A 23,214-nucleotide genomic window follows, 5' to 3' on the forward strand; every position below is an offset into this window, starting at 1 on the left:
CCCCCCCTCCCCCCAAGCCGCCGCCGGCCGCCGGCCTTTCCTGCTGCCCCATCTGGACGCCGAGGCCTTCGCGCCGGCCGCCCGCCACACCTCCCGGCCCGCCCATCTGCTGACCCTGGGTGTGCACTCGTTCATGATGGTCCCGCTCGTCGCCCACGACCTCGTGCTCGGCGTCGCGACCTTCTACCGCACCCGCCCCGTCGGCCCCTTCGACGGGGATGACGTCACCCTCGCCGCAGATCTCGCCGCCCGTGCCGCGATCAGCATCGACAACGCCCGCCTCTACTACCGCGAGCACGACACCGCCGTCACCCTGCAGCGCAGCATGCTCCCCCAGCACATCACGCCGCCCCCCGGTATCGAGGTGGCCCACCGCTACCTGCCCGCCAGCGACGCCAACGAGGTCGGCGGCGACTGGTACGACGTCCTGCGCCTTCCCGGTGGCAAAGCCGCCCTGCTGATCGGTGACGTCATGGGCCACGGCATCGCCGCCGCGGCCGTCATGGGCCGCCTGTCCGCCAGCGTCCGCGCGCTCGCCCGCCTCGACCTCCACCCGCAGGAACTCCTGGACCAGCTGGAAGCGGCCCTCGACGACCTCGCCGAGCCGATGCTCGCCACCCTTCTCTACGCCATCATCGACCCCTCGACCGGCCGCTGCCGCATCACCCGGGCCGGCCATCCCCCACCCGCCCTCCTCACTCCCGACGGCGGCGTCCGCCTTCTGAACGTGCCGCCCGGCACCCCGCTCGGCATCGGCGGCACCCGCTACATCACCACCGAGCACACCCTTCCGGCCGGCAGCACGCTCGTGCTCTACACCGACGGCCTCATCGAATCCCGTGGGAGCGACATCGACGAACGCCTCGCCGAACTCATCCACGCCCTCACCGAGCCCTGCCCCTCCCTCGACGCCCTGTGCGACAGTCTCCTCACCCGCCTCGTGCCCGCCTCCGCCGACGACGACATCGCCCTCCTGATCGCCCACCTGCCGGCGCACCGCCCGACCGGTGAGAAACCCCGCGGAACGGCACCTCGGTAGCCAGCAGAAGACACGGGCCGCTGTGGCCAGCCGTGGTTTCGCTCCGCGGCACAGGGCCGTCTCCACCGCGCCGAGGTGGACGAACCCGGCGAGATCCACGTGGCCGGACGCGTTCCGGCGGGCGATCTCGGACTCGTCCCGCTCCAGGGCCCGCCGTTCGGGCCCCGGCCTCGAAGCCCTGCGCCCGGGCGCCCTGCTCCAGCGCGGTCCGCACCCGCCCGGCCTGGGCATCGTCCAGCTCGGTTGGACGGCCGGACGGCTAGCGGCGCGGGGCGGGGACGAGGCGCAGGAGCGTGTGGAGGACGGCATCGATCGTGTCCTGCGCGGGCTCGCCGCCCACCTGGGTCAGAAGGCGGGCCAGGACCCTCAGCAGTTGCGGCGAGGCCATCACCCGGGGGTGGAGGACGGGACGGTAGCCGAACCGGGAGAAGAACAGGTCGCCCGCGAGGTTCCCCAGCCGGTAGTAGCGCGCCCACCGGCGCCGGATCTCGGCCGGGTAATGGTGCAGCGCGTCTTCCCGGCGCGGGCCGGCCGGACGGGTCAGCGCCAGGGCGATGATCTCCGCCGCCACCTCGGCGGCCTCCATCGCCTGGGCGATGCCCTCGCCGCTCCACGGGCTGACCATGCCGGCGCTGTCGCCCACGAGCAGCAGGCCCCGACCGTACTGCGGACGCCGGTTCAGGCCCATCGGCAGCGGCGCGCTGCGCAGTGGGGAGTCGGCGCTCCCCTCGTGCAGGCCCCACTCCTCGGGCAGGCGGGGCAGCCAGTGCTCCAGCACCGCCCGCAGGTCCACGGGCCGCCGCCGGCGCTGCTGCGGCAGCGCGCCGAGGCCCACGTTGACGCGGCCGTCCCCCATGGGAAACACCCATCCGTAACCGGGCAGGTCGAGTCCGGTGCGGGGGCAGCGCAGGTCGGCCCACAGCTCCAGGTAGGGGTCGTGGGTGCGGGCCTCGCTGCGGTAGTACCGGCGGGCAGCCGCCGCGACGGGTCGCTTCGCGTCCCGTTCGAACCCCAGGCCGAGAGCCGTGCGCGCCGAGGCACCGTCGGCCGCGACCACCAACGGGGCCAGGTACCGGACCGGTTCCGCCCCCGGCCCGTGGGAGGCGGAAACGCCGATGACCCGCCCTGCCCGGTCGGTCAGCGGGCCCGTCACCTTGACGTTGGTGCGCAGACGCGCACCGGTGGCGCTCGCGTGCCTGGCGAGCAGGTCGTCGAAGTCGCGCCGGCTCCGGGTGAGCCCGAAGTCCGGGAAGGCGCCCAGACGCGGCCAGTCCAGCTCCGCCCGGTGTCCGCCGCAGACCCAGCGCATCCCCTTGTTCCGCATCCAGCCCGGCGCGTCGATGTCGATGCCCAGCCGCACCAGCCGGTGCACGGCGCCCGGGGTCAGCCCGTCACCGCACACCTTCTCCCGGGGGAAGCCGCTCTTCTCCAGGAGCAGTACGTCCACGCCCGCCCGCGCCAGGTGCACAGCGGCGGCGGAGCCCGCCGGCCCCGCCCCCACCACGATGACCTGAGCCTCCTCCTCGCCCACGCCGTCGGATCCGCCCCGGCCGCCGTCGCTGTCGCCACCCTCGTCACTTTTGGTGATCACTCCCCTACTATGCCCCTCGACGGGCGCCCGCAGTCCGTGCGGCGCGACCGGGCGGCCGGGCAAGGGGGAAGCCCCCTGGGGTCCAGGGGGCTTCCGTTCGCTGCGGTGCGTGGCACCGGATCAGGCCCTGAGCAGCCGTTCCGTCACCTCGCGGTAGGTCCGCAGGGTGAGTCGGAGCTGTTCCGTGTCGGGGCCCGGCCCCTCCGGATCGCCGTTCTCCTGCCAGCCCGCCCGCAGCGCGGCCCGGCGGTCCCGCAGGGAGGCGAGGAGCTGCTGCTCCGCCTCGGCGAGGACCTCGGCCGCCTCGGCGACCGAGTCACGCGGCGTGTCGACGAACGCCGCGAGCGCGTGGTGCAGGCGCTGCCCGAGACGGTCCCGCTCGGCATCGTCCAGCAACTGTCCGGCCGGTCCGGCCGCGCCCCCTCCGGTGGCACGGGCTTCGCGCTCACGGTCGTCTCCCTGCCCCGGGCTTCGGCCGTCGTCCGGCCGGTCCGTCGTGTCCCGTCCGCGCGGCGCGGCGGGGGGTACGGCGGGAGCCTTCGCGCGGCTCCCACCGCTCCGGCCCGTGGCGCTGGGGTCTTCGGACGGGACAGCGGGCGGCGTCTGCGGCGGCGTCACCCGAGGCGGGGCGGGCGGTGGCGGGAGGTGCGGGGCCGCGCCGAACGGCGGGGCGGGGGGCGGCGCCGTGGGACCGCCGGCTCGTTGGGCGGGCACGGACGCGGTCGCACCACCGTCACCGACGGACGCCCGGCCGTCGGCGGCGCCCGGTGCGCCCGGGGCCGTCGGGGGCGCGGAACGATACCGTTCGGCTCCGTCACTCCCGCCCGTCGTCTCCTCGTTCCTGTTCTCGCGTGCCATCACGCTCCACTTCCCTTCGGGTTGAGCAGGCGCCGACGGTGTCGTCCCGAGCGGGGACGGACGGTGCCGGCACCGGTCGGCCTCCCGGCCTCCATCAGGTCCTCGAACAGCGCACGTGCGTGAACCAGCGCCTCCCTCAGCTCCTCCGTCGAGGCCGACGCCGAGCGCCCCGCACGGCGTATCGCGCGCATGCCCTCCACATGGCGCGGATGGTGCACCGACAGGGCGGCGAGCTGCTCCTCGCGCCGGTCCGCAGCCGGGAAGCCTCCGGTCTCCGCGGCCCGGGTGAGGAGCTCGTCCGCGTCGACGACCGACTGCCGCGGCGCGTCGACGAAGCGCTCCTGGAGCGTGGTCCACTGAGCGGTGTAGTGCTCGCGGACCGTCGGCTCCAGCGGCAGGGGGCGGATGCCGCCGTACCCGTCGAGCCGCTCGCGCAGGTCGCGGTGCGCGGCCTCGCTGTCACCGCGGTGCCGTTCGAGCGTGCGGTCGTACTCGGGGCCGAAGCGACGCTTCAGGGAGCTCGCGCCCCTGTCCTTGCCCGTGAGGGCCCGGACCAGGAAACCGGCCGCCAAGAGGACGGCGACCGCCGCCGCGAGGAAGAGGACTGCGCTCTGGGTCGACATGACTGCCTTCCTGGATGGTGATGGCTCCTGACTGGCTGCTCGTCACTGTTCGCCGGACTCCTGTGGGTTCGCCTCGCCGCTTCTCCGGCTGTCAAACCCGGCAGTCGGCACCGGGCGGCGGGCGGGCGAGGTTCCTGGGCCTCGCGTCGGCCGCCGCCGGATCCCGGCTACGCCGCTGCCGCGTCGGTTCCCCCGGACGGCTGACGCTCGCTCACCGTAAGACCGCCCCAGACCCCGTACGGCTCGGCCACGCTGACGGCGTGCTGCAGGCACTGGGCCTGTACGGGGCACCGGTCGCACACCGCCTTCGCGGCCTCCTCCCGCGCCACACGGTCCTGGCCGCGTTCGCCCTCGGGGTGGAAGAACACCTCGGTCCCCAGGCCGCGGCACGCGGCCGCCCTCTGCCAGGCCCACTGGTGCTCCGCCCGTCCGGGCAGATGCGATACCTTCGACATGTCAGGTCTCTCCTTCGCTCCGGTCGGCCGTACGGCTCCTCTCATTCGTCTGGCCGCCAACTCCTGCACGAAACGTGCCGAGTGGGTGCGCGGTGCCGCGGTGTTCCGGAAGCCACCGGCCGCGAAGCCCGTCTCGCCTTCGGTGGAGAGACCGTCGAGCGGGCATGCGGTCAATCCGTCTCGACGAAGCTGTACGGTGGCAGCGGTCCCGTCGCCTGGGCCCGGAGGTGCGCGTGTTCCCGGTGCAGTCCGCGCAGGGCTTCCTCGAACTCGTGGCGCCGTTCGCGCTCCACGAGGAACGACAGGTCGGCCAGTCGGCCGGCGGCTTCCGGTCCGCGGGCCACCGCCGCCGCATGCGGGGCGAGCACGTCCTCGACGAGTGCCGCGTCGGACTTTCCCCGCTCGGAGACGGCCCGGGCGACCAGTTCGCCGAAGGCGGCACTGTCGTGGCTGTCGCCGCCCGCCGCGCGTTCGGCGGCGTACCGGGTCATCAGGTCGGGTTCGTCGGCCAGCACCGCCTGCCGCGCGGCCTCTTCGTCGTGGTACACCTTCACGTTGAACTCGTCCCTGCCGGCGAGCTTCTCCAGCCCTTCCACGTAGCGGTCGTGGCGCTCGTCCAGGATCGCGGCGACGGTCTCGTCGTCGGGGGAGATCCCGCCGAACCTCAACGGGAGGACCACGCCGTCCTTGGCGGCCTCGATCACGACGTGCTGATGCGCGAGCAAGTCGCTGCGCCTCGGCCGCAGTTCGGTCGGAGCGTCGCTGCACAGGGCCACCAGGTCACCACTGCGTACGGCGCGTACGGGCCGGGGCGGGTCGCCTACGCCCCGGATGTCGTCCGGCAGCTTCCGGTCGGCGGCCGCTATGCCGTAGACGTACGTGGTCATTGCTTCTCCTCCCGTCCGGCGCGCGTCTCCTCCGCTCCCGCTCACGGGACCTGGCGGAAAGCCTCGGGGGGTGGGGCCGCGGGACTCCGCTCAGGCGCCTTCGGGGGCACGCACCGGACCCGGTGATGTCGTGGGCGGTTCGGTGTCGTAGCCCTCTCCCGTGTTACCGGCCGCCCTGTCCTCAAACCGGGCAGGGGATCCCGGCGCGGACGGCCCGGTCGAGGCGCCGGCCGGTCGTGCCACAGCGCCTGCGGCCGTCCATCGCGCCGGCCATGGCGCTCGTCGGCCCCGGCGGACACGGGCCTGCGCGAAGCCCGCTCCGGGAGGGGGCGGGGTTCCGCTCGCCATACCTGCTCATCGGGGAGATGAACCGGTGTCTCGAAGTTCCGAAGAAGTACGTGGTGTTCCGCGGACGTGCGCGCCGCGAGGAGCACCGGCCGTTCGGGCCGGTCCGTCCTCTTCCGCTCGGTGCCGTCGGTGCCAGTGGGTGGCGGCGTCGTTCTGGTCGTCTTCCTCGCCACCGAAGGCGGGCAGGGAGGAGGTCGCGCCGGCGACGGCCGGGACGTGGCCGCCGTCGCGCGTCTCGTCACCCGCTCCGTGTGCTCCGCAGAGCGTCACCGACGCTGTCGCGGTGCTCGCGCACCGCGATCCGGGCCAGTTTCGTGAGCATCATGCCGTTGCGGATCGAGACCATGTAGTCCACGGGGAGGCCGTGCATCCGCGTGCCGGGTCCCCGCAGGGGATGCCAGTCGAGGACGAGGAGAGTGCTCTCGCCCCAGGGGATCAGCTTCATGGCGATGCGGGCCGCGCCGAAGGGGCCCGCCTTCGCTTCCAGCTCCAGACGGCGTCGCGGCTCACAGATGCGTACGACACAGGTGTCGTCGAGGGCCAGGGGGCCGACGCCGACCCGGACTCGCAGGCGGGCGCCCTCCTCCGGCCAGTGCGGGTCCACGGCGGTGACTCGTTGCGTTCCCGAGACCCATTCGCCGTAGCGATGGCCGTCGGACAGCAGGCCCCAGACTCTGGACGGCGAGCTCAGGATCAACCGGCGGTTCCGGGACACAGCGACCACGCTCCTTCTGTCGGGACCGGCGACCCATGGCCACGCCGTCGGGTGGGAAGCACCTCCTCGGCCGCCCAGCGCGCTCCTCGACACTAGCCGCGCCCCGCACCTTCAGCACCCGCAGCAGGGGGCGGGAGTGCGTGACGCGGTCGGTCGTCCGGGTGCGCTGGTGCGGTCCCGCGCCTCCGGTTCCGGGTTGTCGACGGCGGCGGCTTCGGGCCCGACTGCTGCCACTGCCCGGTCCGGGCTCCAGCGCCGTCGACGAGTGCCTGACGCGGCGTGAGGCGTCCGTGGGGGCTGGGCATCCTGAGTGGCCCGAAGGCGTCATACCCGTCCTGACCTGGGGCCGCGCCATGTACGGGGGCGTTGATCGTCGCAGCGAGGACGGCCAGGTCCTGCTGTTCGAGCCGAACCCGTGCAGCCGCGTAGCGGAACGACGACCGCGGTCGGCGCCCGTGGCCCGGGAGCACTCGACCAGGAGCACTCGATCCGAGGTCCGCGTCCTGGCGTTCCGAGGCCGTCGTCGGTCGGCTGTCGGTCCTCACCCGGCGTGAGTGTCCCGGGCCCGCTCCCGTCAGCAGGACAGGGCCGCGCCCGTGGCAGAGACTGGGGAGGCGCGGAGGCGTGTTTCCCGGCAGTCGGGAGACGACCGCTGCGCACCGACGGGCCCGGCGTCGCGGGCACGGACGCCGGCGCGGCTCGTGAGGGTCCAGGGCGGTCTCGTCGCACCGTGTTCGCCTCGTGCCGTCGCCGCCCCGAGCACCTCCGAGGAAAGGGTCCGGCCATGACGTCGTGGATGGCGTTCGACGACCTCGCCCATCTGCCCCGCGTGTCGGCCCGGGTGGCGGGTTGAGCGCCCGCGGCGAAGGCGGCGCGGCGGACGGGGGGCGCTACGGCCGGGACGTGTTCCCGCCCGAGCAGCCCGGCGAGGCCGAGCGGATCGATCTCGGGGCGCTCGCGTACGACGACCTCACCCTGACCCGGCTGCGCGCCCTCGGTGTCGGGCCGGGGTGGCGCTGTCTGGACGTCGGTGCCGGTACGGGCACGGTCTCACGGCGTCTTTTGCGCGAGGCGGAGGTGGCGGGTGTGCTGGCCGTCGACCGTGACGTGCGCTTCCTCGCCGAACGGCCGGTGCCCGGGCTCGACGTCCTCCAGGCCGACGTCACCGCCCCGGATTTCGCGCCGGGCCTGTTCGATCTGGTGCACGCGCGGTTCGTCCTGATGCACCTGCCGCGGCCCGAGCGGATGGTGTCGGCGCTGGCCGGGCTGGTCGCGCCGGGCGGGGTGCTGGTGCTCGGCGACGCGGTCGACCTGACCGGCGACCGTACGGGTGCCCCGGAGCCGGCCCCGGACGGCGGGGCGACGGCCGACACGCCGTACGCCGCCGCGATGCGCGCGATGTGGCAGGGGCTGCGCGGCTCCATCGGCACGGACGTCTCCTGGGTGCCGTCGTATCCGCGGCTGCTGCGCGGGGCCGGTCTGGGGTCGGTCGGCGCGGAGGTGTACGTTCCGCCGCTGCTGCGAGGCAGCCCCATCAGCCGCTTCTGGGCCGACACGTGGGAGCGCAGCCGGGCGTCGATGGTGGCCACCGGGCTGATCGACGACGCCGGGATCGATGCGGCGGTCCGCTACCTGGAGTCGGACGCGTGCGCGGCGCTGTCGGCCGGGATGCTCACCGCCTGGGGGCACAGACCGGGGCCTCCGGGGCCGTCTGCAGCCTGACGCCCCGCGCGTCGGCGGGCCAGGGGCCCCGGGCGAGGGCCTCACTCCTCCGGACGACGCGAGCACCGCACGGCCGCCGCGACCAGGGAAAGCCCGGCCAGGACGGTGGGGACCGCCACCACCACGGCCCCTCCCGCTCCGTGCGCTCTGCCCCGGGTCAGCAGCACCGCCGACACCGCGGCCAGGAGGACGCCCCCTCCGACGTACAGGGCGAAGACCCTCTGAGGGGGGCGGGCGCGGCGCACCGACGGCGGCGGGGCCGGGGTCAGAACCGTCCAGCACGCGGCGTCCTCGCGTTCCTCCGCCCCGCGACGGAGGACGGCGCGCACGCGCAGGGCGGTGCTCGTCGCGGCTCCGGCGGCCACCGGGCCGAGGAGGACGGGCCCCGTCGATCCGAGGAGGAGCAGCAGGGCGGTCACCGCGGCCGTCGACCAACCGGTGACACAGGCCGCGGCGGCGAGGCGGCGGGACTCGGGCCGGTCGGTTCCGGCGCGCAGGTCGGCGAGGGCCGGGACGTACCAGACGCAGCCGGACGCGGTCACGGCCCCGAGGCCGAGGGCCAGCACGGCGGTGGTCACCGGGGGATCGCCGCCTCGTCGGGCCTGTTCTCGAGCCGGTCGAGAGCGGCGATCTCAGGGTGGTGCAGGTCGAACGCCGGGGATTCCGAACGGATCCGCGGCAGGGTGAGGAAGTTGTGCCGCGGCGGCGGGCAGGACGTCGCCCACTCGAGCGAACGGCCGTAGCCCCACGGGTCGTCGACCTCGATCTTCTTGCCGTACTTGGCGGTCTTCCAGACGTTGTAGAAGAACGGCAGGAAGGACAGACCGAGCAGGAACGAGCCGATGGTGGAGACGGTGTTGAGTGCGGTGAAGCCGTCGGCGTCCAGGTAGTCGGCGTAGCGGCGGGGCATGCCCTCGGCGCCCAGCCAGTGCTGGACGAGGAAGGTGGTGTGGAAGCCGGCCGTGAGGGTCCAGAACGTGATCTTGCCGAGGCGCTCGTCGAGCATCTTGCCGGTGAACTTCGGCCACCAGAAGTGGAAGCCGGCGAACATCGCGTACACGACGGTGCCGAACAGCGTGTAGTGGAAATGGGCGACGACGAAGTACGAGTCGGAGACGTGGAAGTCCATCGGGGGCGAGGCCAGGATGACGCCGGTCAGACCACCGAAGGTGAAGGTCATGAGGAAACCCGTCGCCCAGAGCATCGGGGTCTCGAAGGACAGCGAGCCCTTCCACATCGTTCCGATCCAGTTGAAGAACTTCACGCCGGTCGGAACGGCGATGAGGAACGTCATGAAGGAGAAGAACGGGAGGAGCACGCCACCGGTGACGTACATGTGGTGCGCCCACACGGTCACGGAGAGACCCGCGATCGCGATGGTCGCGGCGATCAGGCCGATGTAGCCGAACATCGGCTTGCGGCTGAAGACCGGGACGACCTCGGAGATGATGCCGAAGAACGGCAGGGCCAGGATGTACACCTCGGGGTGTCCGAAGAACCAGAAGAGGTGCTGCCAGAGCAGCGCTCCGCCGTTGGCCGCGTCGAAGACGTGCGAGCCGAACTTGCGGTCGCATTCGAGGGCGAAGAGCGCGGCGGCCAGCACCGGGAAGACCATCAGGACCAGCAGGGACGTGAGCAGCACGTTCCAGGTGAAGATCGGCATGCGGAACATCGTCATGCCCGGAGCGCGCATGCAGATGATCGTGGTGATGAAGTTGACCGCGCCCGCGATCGATCCGAAGCCCGAGAGGGCGACGCCCATGATCCACATGTCGGCGCCGAGGCCGGGCGAGTGGACCGCGTCGGAGAGGGGCGCGTAGAGGAACCAGCCGAAGTCGGCCGCTCCTCCGGGGGTGAGGAAGCCGCCGGCGGCGATCAGCGAGCCGAACAGGTACAGCCAGTACGCCAGCATGTTCAGCCGGGGGAAGGCGACGTCCGGCGCGCCGATCTGCAGCGGCATGATCCAGTTCGCGAAGCCGGTGAAGAGCGGCATGGCGAAGAGCAGCAGCATGATCGAGCCGTGCATCGTGAACGCCTGGTTGAACTGCTCGTTCGACATGACCTGCGTGCCGGGCCGGGCCAGCTCCGCGCGCATCATCAGGGCCATGACGCCGCCGATGACGAAGAAGAGGAGCGCGGAGACCAGATACAGCGTGCCGATCCGCTTGTGGTCGGTGGTCGTCAACCACCCCACCCAGGAAAGCCGGGCGGGCCGTACGGCGCCTTCTTCCGCCTCTCGCGGGAGTCGCCGCTCCCCGGTCCTCACCTGAACACCACGTGCCTCGTCCACCGGACGGCGACCTCCACTTCGTCGTTGTCGCGACGGCCGGGAGGCACTCGCGTACGGGGGATTTCCGCGGCGCCTCCCAGCCACCGCCACATGGTCGCCGGCGGCTCGCGGAGGCCGACAGGGCCGAAGAGTCCCCACCGCGCCCCTGGGCCGGGGCCGAACGGCCCCGGCCCTTCGCGTGCGTGCGCGTCGCGTACGCTGCGGCCGGAGGAGCCGCGGGAACCGCACCGGGGCACGGGACCAGAACAGGCGGTCGACATGCCCGAGACGACACCAGGGGCGGGGACGGCATGGCCGCGGCTCGACGTCCCCGACCGGATGCACGGCCTGCTCACCGCGGTCATGGACCTCGGCCGCGACATCGAACTCCCCCAGGTGCTGCGGAGCATCGTGGAGGCCGCCGTCAGCCTCACCGACGCCGAGTACGGTGCGCTCGGCGTGATCGACGACCGTCAGAAGCTCTCCCAGTTCCTGCCCGTGGGCATGACCGACGACCTGGTCGCACGGATCGGCCCGGCGCCGTGCGGTCACGGCATCCTCGGTGAGCTCATCCGCAACCCCTCGCCGCTGCGGCTCGACGACCTCGGCCGGCACCCCAGCAGCTACGGCTTCCCGCCCCACCACCCTCCGATGCGCACCTTCCTCGGAGCACCGATCCGGGTACGGGACGAGGTGTTCGGCAACATCTACCTGACCGAGAAGCGGGGCGGCGGAGCCTTCGACGCGGACGACGAGGCGGTCCTCACGACGCTGTCGATGGCCGCGGGCGTCGCGGTGGACAACGCCCGTCTCTACCACGACAGCCGGCGCAGGGAACACCGCCTGGAGGCGCTGGGCGAGATCACCCGCACCCTGCTCGCGGGCACCGACGCCGACGAGGTGCTGCGGCTGATCGCCCGTCGGGCCATGGAGGTGGCCGACGCCGACCTCGCCGCCGTCCTCCTCCCCTCCGGTCCCGTCGGCGACCTGACCGTGCGCGTCGCGCACGGAGATGCCGCCGAACTCGTCCGGGGAGCCCGGTTGCCGGCGTCGGGCTCGCTCGCGGGCCTCGCGGCACACACCCGTGGGCCGGTCGTCACGACGGATGTGCGCACCGATCCGCGGGCCCTGCGGCTGGACGGGGCCGCCGGCGACGAGCACGGGCCGGTGGTGGCCGTTCCGCTGCCCGTCGACGACGCCGTCTGCGGTGCCCTGCGGCTGAGCCGGAGGGCGGGGCGGCCCGGCTTCGACTCGACGGAGACGGAGCTGATCAGCGGGTTCGCCGACCAGGCGGCGATCGCCCTCGAACTCGCCCGCAGACGGGCCGAGTCGGAGGAGCTGGCCGTGCTCCACGACCGCGATCGCATCGCCCGCGACCTGCACGACCTGGCGATCCAGCGGCTGTTCGCCACCGGCATGACCCTGCAGAGCGCGACCCGGTCCATCGAGGCCCCCGAGGCCGCCGAGCGGGTCGCCCGTGCCGTGGACGATCTCGACGCCACGATCCAGATCATCCGCTCGACGATCCTCCAGCTGCGGACCTCCGCCGACGACCCGCGCGGGCCCGCCCTTCGCCGCCGCATGGCCGAGACGATCCAACTGGCCGCGCAGCACCTGGGGTTCACGCCCGCGCTGCGGATCGTGGGGCCGGTCGACACGGGCGTCCCCGAGGCACTGGCCGAACACGTCCTGGCGGTGACGGCGGAAGCCCTCAGCAACACCGCGCGGCACGCCCGTGCGGAGCGGGCCGAGGTCACGCTGTCCGTGCACGACCCGGCCGACCGTCTCGTCCTCACCGTCATGGACGACGGTGCGGGGCTCGGCTCCGCGGCGCCGACCGGTGGCCTGCTGAACATGAGGTCACGGGCGGAGCAGTGCGGGGGCGCGTTCCGCCTCGACGCGCCCACCGGAGGAGGGACCAGGATCACCTGGACCGCCCCGCTGCCGGTCGGCTGACCGCCGTACACGGGTGCTCGCGTGCTGCCGTGCGGGGGCGTCCGGTGCCCGGGCGCCGTGGCCCCGGGCGCCCGCGCGCCCTCGTCTCACGGCAGGTCGCCCTGCGGCTCCCGGAGCCGCTCGGCGATCATCGCCGCCTGGATGCGGCGTCCCACCCCCAGCTTGCCCAGGATGGAGGACACCCGGTTCTTCACCGTCTTCTCGGCGAGGAAGAGCCGTTCGGCGATCTGCCGGTTCGTGAGCCCCAGACCGATCAGGTCCAGGATCTCCAGTTCACGGGGCGAGAGCCGGTCGAGTTCTCCGGAGGCGGCGGCCTTGGGCTCGGGTGCGGGTGCGGAGCCCCGTATCCGGGCCATCACCCGGTCCGTCATCCTCGGATCGAGCATGGACTTGCCCGTCGCCACCGTGCGGACGGCGGCCACCAGGTCGGAGCCGCCGATCTGCTTGAGCACGTAGCCGGCCGCACCGGCCATGATGGCGTCGAACAGGGCCTCGTCGTCGTCGAACGACGTCAGCATCAGGCAGGCGAGGCCGGGGAGTTCCGCGCGCAGTTCGCGGCACACCTCCACTCCCTCGTGGTCCCCGCCGGTCCCGCCGCCGAGGCGTACGTCGAGGACGGCGACGTCCGGCCGTGCGGCGGGCACTCGGGCGAGCGCTTCGCGGGCGTTCGCGGCTTCGCCCACCACCACGATGTCCGGCTCGGCTTCGAGCAGATCGCGTACACCCCGGCGGACGACCTCGTGGTCGTCGAGCAGGAAGACCCGCACGGGTGTCGCACGACGGGAGGGACGGGGATGCACAGTGGACTCCTGGGAAAGGGGCGGCAGGCGCATCGGCAGCGGTGGCCCGCCGGCCGGGGCGCCCCGCTGTCGGGTGGGAAGCGAGCGACAGTATGGCACCGGCACCTCGGGGCCGAACGGCCCTGGTCGGAGGGGGTCGAACGGCCCTGTCCGACCAGGGCCGCGGCATGATCGGCTCAGCTCCGCGCCCCGGGGCGCCGGCCTCGGCACGCTCCGGCCGTCCCCCGGACCCCGGTCCGGCGCCCCGGGTCGTGTCGTGATCATCATTCCCCCGGTTCCCCGCCCCTCGGGGGCGTGTCGTGGGCGTCGGCGCGCACGGGACCTGTTCGGTCCGCGGCACAGTGAACCGCCCCGCCAGGCGGGCCGACAGGGGCCGATCGACCCTTCCGGCGCGTGTCCGTGTGCCCTTTTCGGCCCTTCCCGCGCGTACCCGCGTGCCCTTCTACTGAGGCGACAGGGGCCGGAAGCCCCGTCGCTCGCCCCGGCGCCTCTCCGCCGGGCTCTCAGGAAGGCATCCCCTCGTGTACGACGAAGCAGCCGACCGCGTCGCTCCGACCCGTCAGACCTGTTCCGGTTCCGGTTCCGGCTCCTGTTCGGGGACAGGGACGGGGGCGGGGCGGCGCACGGTCGAGCTGGGCCCCGAGGAGGCCCTTCGGCTGCTCTCCCGGGTGCCGCTCGGCCGGATCGTCTTCACCCGGCACGCACTCCCGGAGATCCGCCCCGTGAACCACATCGTCGACGCCGGGGACGTGGTCATCCGTACGCACGACGGTGCCGCTCTCACGCGGCGCGCCCGGGACGCCGGTGTCCGGGGCGTCGTCGTCGCGTACGAGGCCGACGACATCGACACCGTCACCCGCCTCGGCTGGAGCGTCATGGTCACCGGCTACTGCCGCCTGGTGACCGACCCTCAGGAGGCGGCCCGCTACCGCGCCGTGCTCCGCCCCTGGACCGACCGGCCCACGGACCACGTCGTCCGCATCAGACCGGACCTGATCACGGGCATCCGCCTCGTCCCGGCCCGTTGACCCCGGCCCGTGCTCCGTCCGTCACCGGATGTCCGACGCCTCGACGGGCGGAGGCGCTCCCTTCGCCCACGGCCGGTCGGGAGTCCGGTGGCGGGCGCCTCACGCGTGCCCCAGTAGTTCGTCGGCCGCGCGCCGGCCGCTCGCCACGCAAGCCGCGATGCCGACGCCGTCGTACGCCGCTCCGCACAGTCGTATGCCCGGCAGCTTCGCGACGGCCTCCCGGACGCGTTCGATGCGTGCCGTGTGTCCGACGAGGTACTGGGGCAGCCCGTCGTGCCAACGGCTCACCTTCGTCGCGACGGGCGCGGCGGTGAGGCCGAGGACCTCGCCCAGGTCACGGCGAGCGGCTCCGACGAGATCGGCATCGTCCATGTACAGCGCGTTTTCGTCCCCGTGACGGCCGATCGAGGCCCGCAGGACGAAGAGTCCGGTGGCCGTCTCCCTCAGCCACCGCCACTTGTGGGTCAGCAGGGTGGCCCCCTTGATCGTGAGCCCCTCCGCCGACGGTACGAGGAACCCGCTGCCTCCTGGCAGGACGGGCAGGTCCGCGCGGCGGAAGGCCAGGGTGACGATCGCGGGCGAGGAGTACTCGATGCGGGACAGCTCGGCTGCCGCGGCGGGGGTCTCGGCCCCCAAGAGGCCCGCGGCGGACCACGCGGGCGCGGCGAGGACCACGCCGTCCGCCGCGAGGAAACGGTCGGTGGTACGGAGCAGCCAGCCGTCCTCGGCACGGGTCAGCTCCAGTGCCGCGGAGTCGAGGAGGATCTCCCCGCCCCGGGCCCGTACGGCATCGGCGACCGCCCCCGGCAGCCGGCCGACGCCGCCCGGAAGGCCCATGAGGGCCGGCTCGGCCGGGGTGGTGCCCGAGGACGTCCGCCGCAGGGAGGCGACGGCGTCGAGGAGCGAGCGGTGTTCCCGCGCCGCCGCGAAGAGGGCCGGAGCCGCCGCACGCATCGAGATGCGGTAGGCGTCGCCCGCGTACACCCCGCCGAGCAGGGGCTCCAGGAGCCGGTCCACGGCCTCCCTGCCGTACCGCTCGGCCACGTACGCGCCGATCGCCACGTCGTCCTCGACGGCCGGGTGGAGCAGGACCCGGTCCTGCTCCACCCGGGCGATTCCCTCCGGGGAGAGCAGGCCTCGCAGCGCCGCCGTGTCACCCGGGACACCCCTGACATGGCCACCGGGGACGAGGTGGAGGGCGTCGCGGCTCCACACGGCGGCCGAGTTCGTCGCGGCCGGCTCCAGGCGTTCCCCGAGCCCCACGGCCCGGACCAGGTCGACCGCCTCGGGGCGCCGGGCGGGCAGGGCGTCCGCTCCCAGATCGACGGGGACGCCCGCGATCTCGCCGGCCAGCAGTTTGCCCCCGAGCCGTCCGGACGCCTCCAGAAGCGTCACGCGGGCGCCGACCCCGACGAGCCGGTGGGCGGCCGCGAGACCCGACACACCCCCTCCGACCACGACGACGTGTCCCGGTTCCGGTGCGGTCCGACGACCCATGTGCATGCCTCTCGTGCGCGAACTGGTGGGAAGATCCTTGGCGGGGCCCCGGAGGGGCGGGAGGTCCCTCACAGGCCGTGCAGGGCAGGCTGGAGGGGCCGCGGCACCATGCCGCCGACCGGGTCGTGGCGGATCCGGTCCGCGGGCAGGTTCATCGCTGCCAGCGCCCGCACGGCGGGGGTGACCACGTCGGGTGGACCGCTCACGTACGCGAGGCACGCGGACCAGTCGCCGTGCCGGGTCACCGCGTCGGCCACGGCGAGGCCCCCGGCGGGCCCCGGGTCCTCGCCGATCACCGGGACGACACGGAGCCAGGGGCAGCGCTCCTCCAGTTCGGCGAGGGCGGCCGTGTCGTAGAGGTCGTCCGCCGTGCGGGCACCGAGGAACAGGTGCGCGCCACGACCGGGCGGTCGGCGCGTGGCCAGCTCTTCCAGGAGCGCCTTGGCCGTGGCCCATCCGGTGCCGCCCGCCACGATCAGCACGTCGCGCGTCAGGACGTCGTCCAGGGTCGTCGTTCCCTGTGCGGGGCCCAGACGCAGCCGGTCCCCGACGCGGGTGTGCTTGACCAGCGCCTCGCTCACCCCGCCGGGGCCGGCGCGGCGGACGTGGAACTCCAGCTCCCCGTCCCGGTGGGGCGCACGGGCCATGGAATACGGCCGCCACGCGTGCGGCAGCCGCGGGGACTGGATGCTCGTGTACTGCCCGGCGCGATAGGGGAACGGTTCCGAGGTCCGGACACGAAGGACGGCGAGGTCCGGGGCACGCAGGTGGTGTCCCGTCACCGTGGCGTTCCAGTAGGCCGGTTCGGCGAGCCGTGCCTCCGCACCGTCGACCATGGCGGTGACGGCGTACCTGACCATCCGCAGCCAGGCCCGCTCCATCTCCTCGACCCGCCGTCCGCCCGCGCTGCGTCGCAGGGCCTCGGCGAGTGCCGTCTCGAACACCTCGAAGTGCACGGGCCGCACCCCCAGCTTGCGGTGGTCGCGGCCCAGCCGGGCACAGAAGGCGGTCACCTCGTGCGGCTGGTCGAGGTGCTCGATCAAGTACCAGAAGGCGCGCTCCAGATGGGCCCGCTGGAAGTCCATGGAGTCGGGGAAAAGGCCCCGGAGATAGGGGTGCTGCTCGAACATGGCCTCGTAGAGGTGCGTGATGAGGTCGCTGAACGGCGTGACGAGCGGCAGGTACCGGTGGATCGTCCGCCGGTCGGCGCACCCGTCGTACGGGCGTCCCGCTCCACCCGGTCCGGCGGATCCCGCGGCGGCGCGCACCGGGTCCGACGGGCCGGGCGGGGAGAGCAGTCGCCGGCGCAGTCGCCTCGCGTCCTGGCGGGCGAGGAGCGCGTGGTACTCGTCGTACGCGCCGTCCCCGGCGGCGCTCACGTCGGGGACCCCTCCCTGCCGTGTCCCCCATGTCGCCCTGCGGTCCCCAGCAGCCGTCATCGACACCCCTTCAACGAATTCCTCGCGCACGGCGTGCGTCCGCCCCGCCTCCGGCGGCCGCGGAACGCACGGCGCGTCAGTGTGGCACCGCCGCGCTGCCGCCGTCCGGCCCCATCCGGCATGGGCTGTTCGGCCCTGTCGAAGCCGCCCGTCACCGCGTATGCCCCGCCGTCGACGAGGACTGCCGGCGGCTGAGCCCTCGCCGTGGATCGCCCTCGCCGTGGATCGGCGGCCGGATCAGCCCCCGGGGCCCGGGTGTGCCGGGCCCGCCGGCCGTCGACAGTCGTTCCCCGGTGCGCGGCAGCGGTCGTCGAGATCGACACGGACGGGGTGCGCGGATGGGCGGATGGGCGGATGGGCGGGGCTGAGGGTCCCCGGGCCGGATCACACAGCCCGTCGACCGCTCCCCGCGACCTCATGACCGGTCGGCCACCGAGCGTGATCACCGCGGTGGCGGCTTTCGTCGAGTAGGCAGAGGGTAGGTGGGCGTGCGTACCGGGCAGGGCTCGTAAGGACGGACGACGCGGCGAACCGCCGGGCGGGGCTCGTCGTGAAGGCGGCCCTCCCCGGCGGGGGATTCGACAGAAAGGAGGCACTGTGACGGAGTTCGCCGCTTTCACCGAGGTGGTCGACGGTCCGATGTACGTGGTCACGGCCGCGTCCGGAGGCGAGCGGGCCGGCTGCCTGGTGGGTTTCGCGTCGCAATGCTCGATCGACCCGCCCAGGTTCGTCGTGTGGCTGTCGGTCGCCAACCGCACCTACCGCCTCGCGCGCGAAGCCGAGTACCTCACCGTGCACCTGCTCCACGAGGGGGACCGGGCGTCGGCCGAGCTGTTCGGAGGGGAGACGGGTGACCGGGTGGACAAGTTCGCCGAGGTCGGCTGGCATCCGGGAGAAGCGGGCAGCCCCGTCCTGGAGGAGCTCCCCACGTGGTTCACCGGCCGGATCGACGGACGGATCGACGGCGGCGACCACGTGGGCTTCCTGCTGACGCCCGTGGCGGTGGCTCCGCCGACGGCGGGCCCTCCTCCCCCGCTGCTCCGTTACCGGGCACTGCGGGATCTCGACCCCGGCCACCCCGCCTGAGACCTCTCCGCATGGGAGGACGCGGGGCGGGTAGGCGCTCGGACGTCCGGCACCCGGCCGGCGGCTGAGCCATGGGCCGCCGCGGCTCTCGGAGGAGGCCGCCGTGCCCCGCGGTCCGGGTCCGAAGCGCCGACGGCGGTACGAGCACACCCGAAGAACATCCGATCGCGTTCTCGACCGAGAGGAGCTGGTGGACATGGGCACCGTTCCCGTGCCGCCCGAGCCCGACACCACACCGGTGCCGCCCCCCGAACCGCCGCGTCCGCCCGGGCCGCCCGAGCCCGTCGAGCCGCCGCCCGTGCCGCCGGATCCCCCGGCACCGCCGGGCAGGCCCGTCCCTCCGACCGAGCCGTCGCCCGACCCGCCCGAGCCCCCGAGGCCCGGGCCACCCCGGCCGGGCGCGCCGGAGCCGCCCGACTGAGCGTTCCCGGAGCGGCCGCTGATCGGGGACGTGCGGGTTTCCCGCCACGCGCGAGGCTCCTGAGCTGTCGAGAGAGGCGTTCGGCGTCCCGGCTCATCGGCACACGGGCTGTGCCCACCACGGGAACGGCCGCGGTGGGTCCGCCTGTCGGTGTTCCGCTCGGACAGACGGCGGGGTACGAGCAGCCGCCCTGCTGCCGCGGCGACCTGTGCGCCGCGCTGGATCACCTGTCGGCCTGGACGCCCGGCGTGGCCCGCCGCCTCCGGGCGACCACGACACCGCGGCGGGGCCGACGGGCCGGCCCCGCCCTGACCGCGGTGCGGGACGAGCGCCCCATCGGCGGCGTCTTCGGGCTCGGCCCGGCACCCGGCCTCCGCACGGCCGCCCCGCCGGCGCCGACGAGGGGCGAGGAGGCGGTCTCGGCCTGCGGGTACGGGTCGGAGCAGGCGTTCTCAGGCAGACGGCGGGGCATCCGCAGCGAACAGGCCGCCCGCCGCATCCGTTCGGCGGCGCGCGGGAGAAACACCCGTCGAGCGGCACTTCACAGAGCCGAAGCCGACAGGGGCCGCGGGTGACCGGCAGGCAGGACTCCCCGGTTTCCCTCCGCGCCTTCAGAGCAGGGGTGAGCAGTGGATACGTTCGTGTTCGACGCAGGTCCCGTCACGCACGCCGCCGGTGTCTGGCAGACGGGGCTGGCCCAGGTCCTCGGAGGACTCGTCCTCGTGGGCGTCCTCATCGGAGCCTTCGCGCTCGGCATGCGGCTGAAGGACAAGGAGGCGCCTCCGCCCGATCCCCCCTCCCATCCGCGCCGTCCCGAGACGGATCGCCCGCCCGGCGAGATGTCGGAGTACCGGCGACCCGCGGAAGTGCCCGGCACCGACGGCGCGCACCGGCTGACTCCGCACCAGCTCAAGGGAAGCGGCACCGAGACGTCCCCGGAACCGCCCAGCGAGGAACGGCGCAAATGGGGCAACATCTCCAGCGGAGGCTTCGGCAGCGGCGGTGTCGGCCACGGGGACTAGGCACCACGGTCCGTCGGGCGACGCGACCGCGCCCTCGTTCGGTACGGCCGACGCGGCGTCCGGACGGCGCCGCGGCCCCGGGTTCCGGACCCGTTGCGTCGCCCGATCCGCCGACGTGGGACGAGCGGGCCTCAGCGCCACCGAAACCCTCCGGAAAGAGGACGGCATGGAGAAGAGCACGGGCGGCACACGGTACGACGCGGTGGTCGTCGGGGCGGGGGCCGCGGGCCTCGCCTGCGCCGGTGACCTCTGCGCGGCGGGCCTGCGGGTGCTGCTCCTGGAGTCGGACGACGCGGTCGGGGGGCGGATGCGCACCGACCGCGTGGCGGGCTTCACCGTGGACCGGGGCTTCCAGGTCTTCAACACGTCGTACCCGCAGGTGAAGCGGCGCTTGGATCTGAAGGCGCTGCGGCTGCGGCCGTTCACGCCCGGGGTGCTCGTGCACACCGAGAGCGGGCTGCTGCGCTTCACCGACCCGAGCCGGCGCCCGAAGGAGAGCCGGGATCTGCTGTCGGGGCGGCTCGCGTCCGGCCGCGACCTGCTCGCCCTCTCCGTGCTGTCGGCCCGGGACGCCCTGGCACCGGCTTCCGTGCTGCGGGGCGGTGCCGACGGGACCACGCTCGACGCCCTGTCGGCGGCGCACGTGTCGCCGCGGCTGGTGGAGACGTTCTTCCGGCCGTTCCTGTCCGGCGTCTTCCTGGAGGACCGGCTGGAGACGTCGGCACGCTTCTTCCACCTGGTGTGGCGGAGCATGGTGCGCGGCACCCTGTGTCTGCCGGCCGGGGGGATCGGCGCGGTGCCCGTCCAGCTCGCCGGGCGGCTGCCGCAGGACGTGCTGCGGACCGGGGCCGCGGTCACCGTGGTGACGCCCGAGGGGGTGGCCCTCGCGGACGGACGCGAGGTGCGGTCGGGCACGGTCGTCGTCGCCACCGGGCAGCGGGTCGCGGCGCGGTTGCTCCCGGGGCTTCGCGTTCCGGACGGCCGGACCGTCACGACGCTGTACCACGCGGCCTCCCGGCCGCCTCTGGAAGAGCCCGTGCTGGTCGTCGACTCGCGGCGCAGGTTCCTCAACACCTGTGTCCTCACCGCCGTCCAACCCGGGTTCTCCACCGACGGCCGAGCGCTGGTGTCCACCTCGGTGCTCGGCTCCCCCGGCCCGACGGACACGGACGCCGTCCTGCGGGCCCTGGGCGAGGTGTACGGCGCGGAGACGGCCGACTGGGAGCTCGTCCACCGCGTCACGGTCACCGACGCCCTGCCGGCGATGCCGGGTCCGATGCCGCTGTCCCGGGCCGTGCGGTGGGCTCCGGGGCGGTACGTGTGCGGTGACCACCGGGCGACCGGATCCGTCCAGGGCGCGCTGGCGTCGGGGGCGCGGGCGGCCCGTACGGTCCTGGCCGACCTCCGCGCGGGCGCGGTCTGAGGGGTGCGTCCCCGGTTCTCCGGGGCCGTACCGGCGTCGTGGCGTGCACGCGTGGTGCGGGGGCGGCTCCTCGCCTCTCCGGACGGGGGCGGGAAGGACGCGGGCCCGCGAAGTGTCCGGGCCACGGTGGCCTCACCTGTTCGGGCATGAGGACGGTGTCGACGGTGCAGACGTCGGCTTGGCGGTCCTCGCGTTGCCGCGGGCGGCCTTGGACGTGCCGTCGGCGGTGTACGACCCACCCGGGCCGGTCGTGGTGATCGTGCCCTTCCGCAGGGTCCCGCAGGAGCCGCTCTCCGGCTGCTTCGGGGTGAGCTTCCGGCCGTCGACGAGGCAGCGCGGCACGGCGTCGCGTACCGTCGGCGGACCGGCGGAGGCGTACGCGCGTCGCGGGTTCGCCGGCGTGGTCGTCGGACGGGCTGCCGTCGACGTCCGAGGAGGCCGGGTCCCGTGACGCCGCCGGACCGGCCCGGCCGCGCTGTCCGCGACCGCCGCGAGCGGCATGAAGCGGGCCCGCGTACCGGGGCGGCATCCGCCGCGGGAGGACGGAGCGCTCCGGGAGCGCGGGGCGAGACGGTCGCCCGTGTCGGAGAGGGGCGGGCGAGAGGGTCGCGCGCGTCTGAGGGGGACGGCAGTCGGTCACGGAGCCGCCCGCGAAGGGCCGTCGGCGGCCGTCCGCCCGCCCCGTGGGGCGGGCGCCGACGCAGGGGTGGGCGGAGGCGAGGCCCTGGAGCCGGTCGAGGATCCGGGCGCCGAGGGTGCCGGCCCGCTCGGCGAGCTTGTTCTCGCGGACGTACGCGAGGGTGGCCGTGCCGGCGGCCATGGCGAGTTGGTTGCCGCGGAAGGTGCCGGCGTGGGCGCCCGGTTCCCAGACGTCGAGTTCCGGCCTGTAGACGATGACCGCGAGCGGGAGGGAGCCGCCGATGGCCTTGGAGAGGACCATCACGTCGGGGACGACGCCGCTGTGCTCGACGGCCCAGAAGGCGCCGGTGCGGCCGACTCCGGTCTGGACCTCGTCGACGACGAGGGGGACGGAGCGGTCGGCGGTGATCCGGCGCATCCGGCGCATCCACTCGTCGGGGGCGGGGATGACCCCGCCCTCGCCCTGGACGGCTTCGACGATCATTCCGGCGGGGGTGGTGACGCCGCTCTTGGGATCGTCGAGGAGGTTCTCGGTCCAGCGGGCGGCGAGTTCGGCACCGCGCTCGCCGCCGACGCCGAAGGGGCAGCGGTACTGCTGCGGGTAGGGCAGCCGGGTCACGCGGACGTCGGCCGCTCCGCCGGAGGCGTCGAGGGCTCCGGACGTCATGCCGTGATAGGCGCCGGTGAAGGCGAGGAGCCCGCTCCGGCCGGTGGCGGTCCGGACGAGTTTGAGGGCCGCCTCGACCGCGTCCGTGCCCGCGGGGCCGCAGAACTGGATGCGGGCGTCGTCGGCGAGCGCACCGGGGAGGGTGGCGAACAGTTCGGAGGTGAAGGCGTCCTTGAGGGGGGTGGCGAGGTCGAGGACGTGGAGGGGTGCGCCCGAGTCGAGGACCTTCCTGATGGCTTCCAGGACCACGGGGTGGTTGTGGCCGAGGGCGAGTGTCCCGGCACCGGACAGACAGTCCAGGTAACGGCGGCCGTCGGCGCCCTCGATGGTCAGTCCCCGGGCCCGTACGGGGACGATCGGCAGGGAGCGGGCGTAAGTCCGTGCGGCGGACTCGCGCTGGGACTGGCGGCGCAGGATGCCCTCGTACCCGCCCCCTTGCTCCGTCGGCCGGCTCTGCGTGCGCGCGGCCGGTGGGACGGCCGGAGCTGATTCGGTCACGGCCACGGCTCGGTGTCCTCCCGCTGTAACAGTTGCGTTGCACATCGGGACGTCGCGAAGCCGCCGCAAAGGCCGCCCCGAACGCCCGCGTTGTGTCCCCCGTACGTACCAACGACGGGAACTGCCGGGGATCACGGGCCGGAAGGAAGGAACTCGGCGTGTCCCGGATCACGGCACGGCAACGGCTGAACGGAACCCGGAACCGCCGGCGGGGCGCGTACCGTCCCCTCC

At 74.0% G+C, this 23,214-nt stretch carries 18 protein-coding genes and 1 pseudogene; 7 read left to right on the plus strand and 12 right to left on the minus strand.

Translation table 11 applies throughout. The features are described 5' to 3' along the window. The coding region (locus K7G60_RS14510) for a PP2C family protein-serine/threonine phosphatase (protein WP_225801308.1) at positions 1–1,039 on the plus strand (1,039 nt) is incomplete at its 5' end. Positions 1,040–1,298: 259 nt separating this feature from the next. Here the strand turns inward: K7G60_RS14510 and K7G60_RS14515 are convergent. The 6 genes from K7G60_RS14515 to K7G60_RS14540 all read right to left on the minus strand — a co-directional run bounded on the left by K7G60_RS14515 (position 1,299) and on the right by K7G60_RS14540 (position 6,516). Then, a complete protein-coding gene (locus K7G60_RS14515) occupies positions 1,299–2,570 on the minus strand; it encodes a geranylgeranyl reductase family protein (RefSeq protein ID WP_225801377.1) in 1,272 nt (423 codons plus the stop codon). Positions 2,571–2,750: 180 nt separating this feature from the next. Continuing rightward, on the minus strand, positions 2,751–3,026 hold the full coding sequence (locus tag K7G60_RS14520) for a hypothetical protein (protein WP_225801309.1): 276 nt from the start codon (positions 3,024–3,026) through the stop codon (positions 2,751–2,753). A gap of 461 nt (positions 3,027–3,487) precedes the next feature. Further along, positions 3,488–4,111 (minus strand): hypothetical protein, encoded by a 624-nt coding sequence (locus K7G60_RS14525; protein ID WP_225801310.1) that lies wholly within the window; start codon positions 4,109–4,111, stop codon positions 3,488–3,490. A 167-nt stretch (positions 4,112–4,278) separates the two neighbouring features. Continuing rightward, positions 4,279–4,566, minus strand: coding sequence for a WhiB family transcriptional regulator (locus tag K7G60_RS14530; RefSeq protein WP_030689955.1), 288 nt, complete (start codon positions 4,564–4,566; stop codon positions 4,279–4,281). 170 nt (positions 4,567–4,736) lie between these two features. Beyond that, positions 4,737–5,453, minus strand: a complete 717-nt coding sequence (locus K7G60_RS14535; protein ID WP_225801311.1) for a GvpL/GvpF family gas vesicle protein — start codon at positions 5,451–5,453, stop codon at positions 4,737–4,739. A 586-nt stretch (positions 5,454–6,039) separates the two neighbouring features. Next, the gene (locus K7G60_RS14540) at positions 6,040–6,516 is read right to left on the minus strand and encodes an SRPBCC family protein (RefSeq protein ID WP_225801312.1); all 477 of its coding nucleotides are present in this window, start codon (positions 6,514–6,516) and stop codon (positions 6,040–6,042) included. An 849-nt stretch (positions 6,517–7,365) separates the two neighbouring features. On the opposite strand from K7G60_RS14540, the gene K7G60_RS14550 reads away from it, so the two are divergent. After that, a complete protein-coding gene (locus K7G60_RS14550) occupies positions 7,366–8,238 on the plus strand; it encodes a class I SAM-dependent methyltransferase (protein WP_225801313.1) in 873 nt (290 codons plus the stop codon). 41 nt (positions 8,239–8,279) lie between these two features. On the opposite strand, the gene K7G60_RS14555 is transcribed toward K7G60_RS14550, so the two are convergent. Next, positions 8,280–8,816, minus strand: a complete 537-nt coding sequence (locus K7G60_RS14555; RefSeq protein ID WP_225801314.1) for a hypothetical protein — start codon at positions 8,814–8,816, stop codon at positions 8,280–8,282. Continuing rightward, positions 8,813–10,432 (minus strand): cytochrome c oxidase subunit I, encoded by a 1,620-nt coding sequence (ctaD, locus tag K7G60_RS14560; protein WP_308081089.1) that lies wholly within the window; start codon positions 10,430–10,432, stop codon positions 8,813–8,815. Before ctaD ends, K7G60_RS14555 begins: the two co-directional genes overlap by 4 nt. Positions 10,433–10,846: 414 nt before the next feature. Between ctaD and K7G60_RS14565 the strand changes: the two genes are divergently transcribed. Continuing rightward, entirely contained in the window at positions 10,847–12,463 is a 1,617-nt protein-coding gene (locus tag K7G60_RS14565; protein ID WP_225801379.1) for a GAF domain-containing protein, read from the plus strand. 86 nt (positions 12,464–12,549) lie between these two features. On the opposite strand, the gene K7G60_RS14570 is transcribed toward K7G60_RS14565, so the two are convergent. Next, the gene (locus tag K7G60_RS14570) at positions 12,550–13,263 is read right to left on the minus strand and encodes a response regulator transcription factor (protein ID WP_225801315.1); all 714 of its coding nucleotides are present in this window, start codon (positions 13,261–13,263) and stop codon (positions 12,550–12,552) included. A gap of 632 nt (positions 13,264–13,895) precedes the next feature. On the opposite strand from K7G60_RS14570, the gene K7G60_RS14575 reads away from it, so the two are divergent. Then, complete coding sequence (locus K7G60_RS14575) at positions 13,896–14,291, plus strand: pyridoxamine 5'-phosphate oxidase family protein (protein ID WP_225801380.1); 396 nt, start codon at positions 13,896–13,898, stop codon at positions 14,289–14,291. A 99-nt stretch (positions 14,292–14,390) separates the two neighbouring features. On the opposite strand, the gene hemG is transcribed toward K7G60_RS14575, so the two are convergent. Together hemG and K7G60_RS14585 are read right to left on the minus strand one after the other, a co-directional pair. Then, positions 14,391–15,860, minus strand: a complete 1,470-nt coding sequence (gene hemG, locus K7G60_RS14580) for a protoporphyrinogen oxidase (RefSeq protein ID WP_225801316.1) — start codon at positions 15,858–15,860, stop codon at positions 14,391–14,393. After that, complete coding sequence (locus K7G60_RS14585; protein WP_225801317.1) at positions 15,857–17,167, minus strand: globin domain-containing protein; 1,311 nt, start codon at positions 17,165–17,167, stop codon at positions 15,857–15,859. The genes hemG and K7G60_RS14585 overlap by 4 nt, the downstream gene beginning before the upstream one ends. Positions 17,168–17,824: 657 nt before the next feature. Here K7G60_RS14585 and K7G60_RS14590 point away from each other — a divergent pair. The 3 genes from K7G60_RS14590 to K7G60_RS14600 all read left to right on the plus strand — a co-directional run bounded on the left by K7G60_RS14590 (position 17,825) and on the right by K7G60_RS14600 (position 21,179). Next, positions 17,825–18,313, plus strand: a complete 489-nt coding sequence (locus K7G60_RS14590) for a flavin reductase family protein (protein ID WP_225801318.1) — start codon at positions 17,825–17,827, stop codon at positions 18,311–18,313. 1,062 nt (positions 18,314–19,375) lie between these two features. Then, positions 19,376–19,756 carry a DUF6479 family protein gene (locus tag K7G60_RS14595; RefSeq protein ID WP_225801319.1) on the plus strand — a complete coding sequence of 127 codons (381 nt, stop codon included), beginning with the start codon at positions 19,376–19,378 and terminating at the stop codon, positions 19,754–19,756. A gap of 166 nt (positions 19,757–19,922) precedes the next feature. Continuing rightward, complete coding sequence (locus K7G60_RS14600; RefSeq protein WP_225801320.1) at positions 19,923–21,179, plus strand: NAD(P)/FAD-dependent oxidoreductase; 1,257 nt, start codon at positions 19,923–19,925, stop codon at positions 21,177–21,179. A gap of 694 nt (positions 21,180–21,873) precedes the next feature. On the opposite strand, the pseudogene K7G60_RS14605 reads toward K7G60_RS14600, so the two are convergent. Continuing rightward, a pseudogene (locus K7G60_RS14605) lies at positions 21,874–22,989 on the minus strand (diaminobutyrate--2-oxoglutarate transaminase family protein); the annotation flags it as partial. Positions 22,990–23,214: the final 225 nt, after the last annotated feature.

Origin of the sequence: Streptomyces sp. NK15101 (genome assembly GCF_020400725.1) — a bacterium.
GTDB lineage: Bacteria > Actinomycetota > Actinomycetes > Streptomycetales > Streptomycetaceae > Streptomyces.

Coding starts and splice junctions, on each gene's coding strand:
- K7G60_RS14565 (WP_225801379.1), top strand. CDS start 10,847: ATGCACGGCCTGCTCACCGCGGTCATGGACCTCGGCCGCGACATCGAA.
- K7G60_RS14600 (WP_225801320.1), top strand. CDS start 19,923: ATGGAGAAGAGCACGGGCGGCACACGGTACGACGCGGTGGTCGTCGGG.
- K7G60_RS14535 (WP_225801311.1), bottom strand. CDS start 5,453: ATGACCACGTACGTCTACGGCATAGCGGCCGCCGACCGGAAGCTGCCG.
- K7G60_RS14525 (WP_225801310.1), bottom strand. CDS start 4,111: ATGTCGACCCAGAGCGCAGTCCTCTTCCTCGCGGCGGCGGTCGCCGTC.
- K7G60_RS14530 (WP_030689955.1), bottom strand. CDS start 4,566: ATGTCGAAGGTATCGCATCTGCCCGGACGGGCGGAGCACCAGTGGGCC.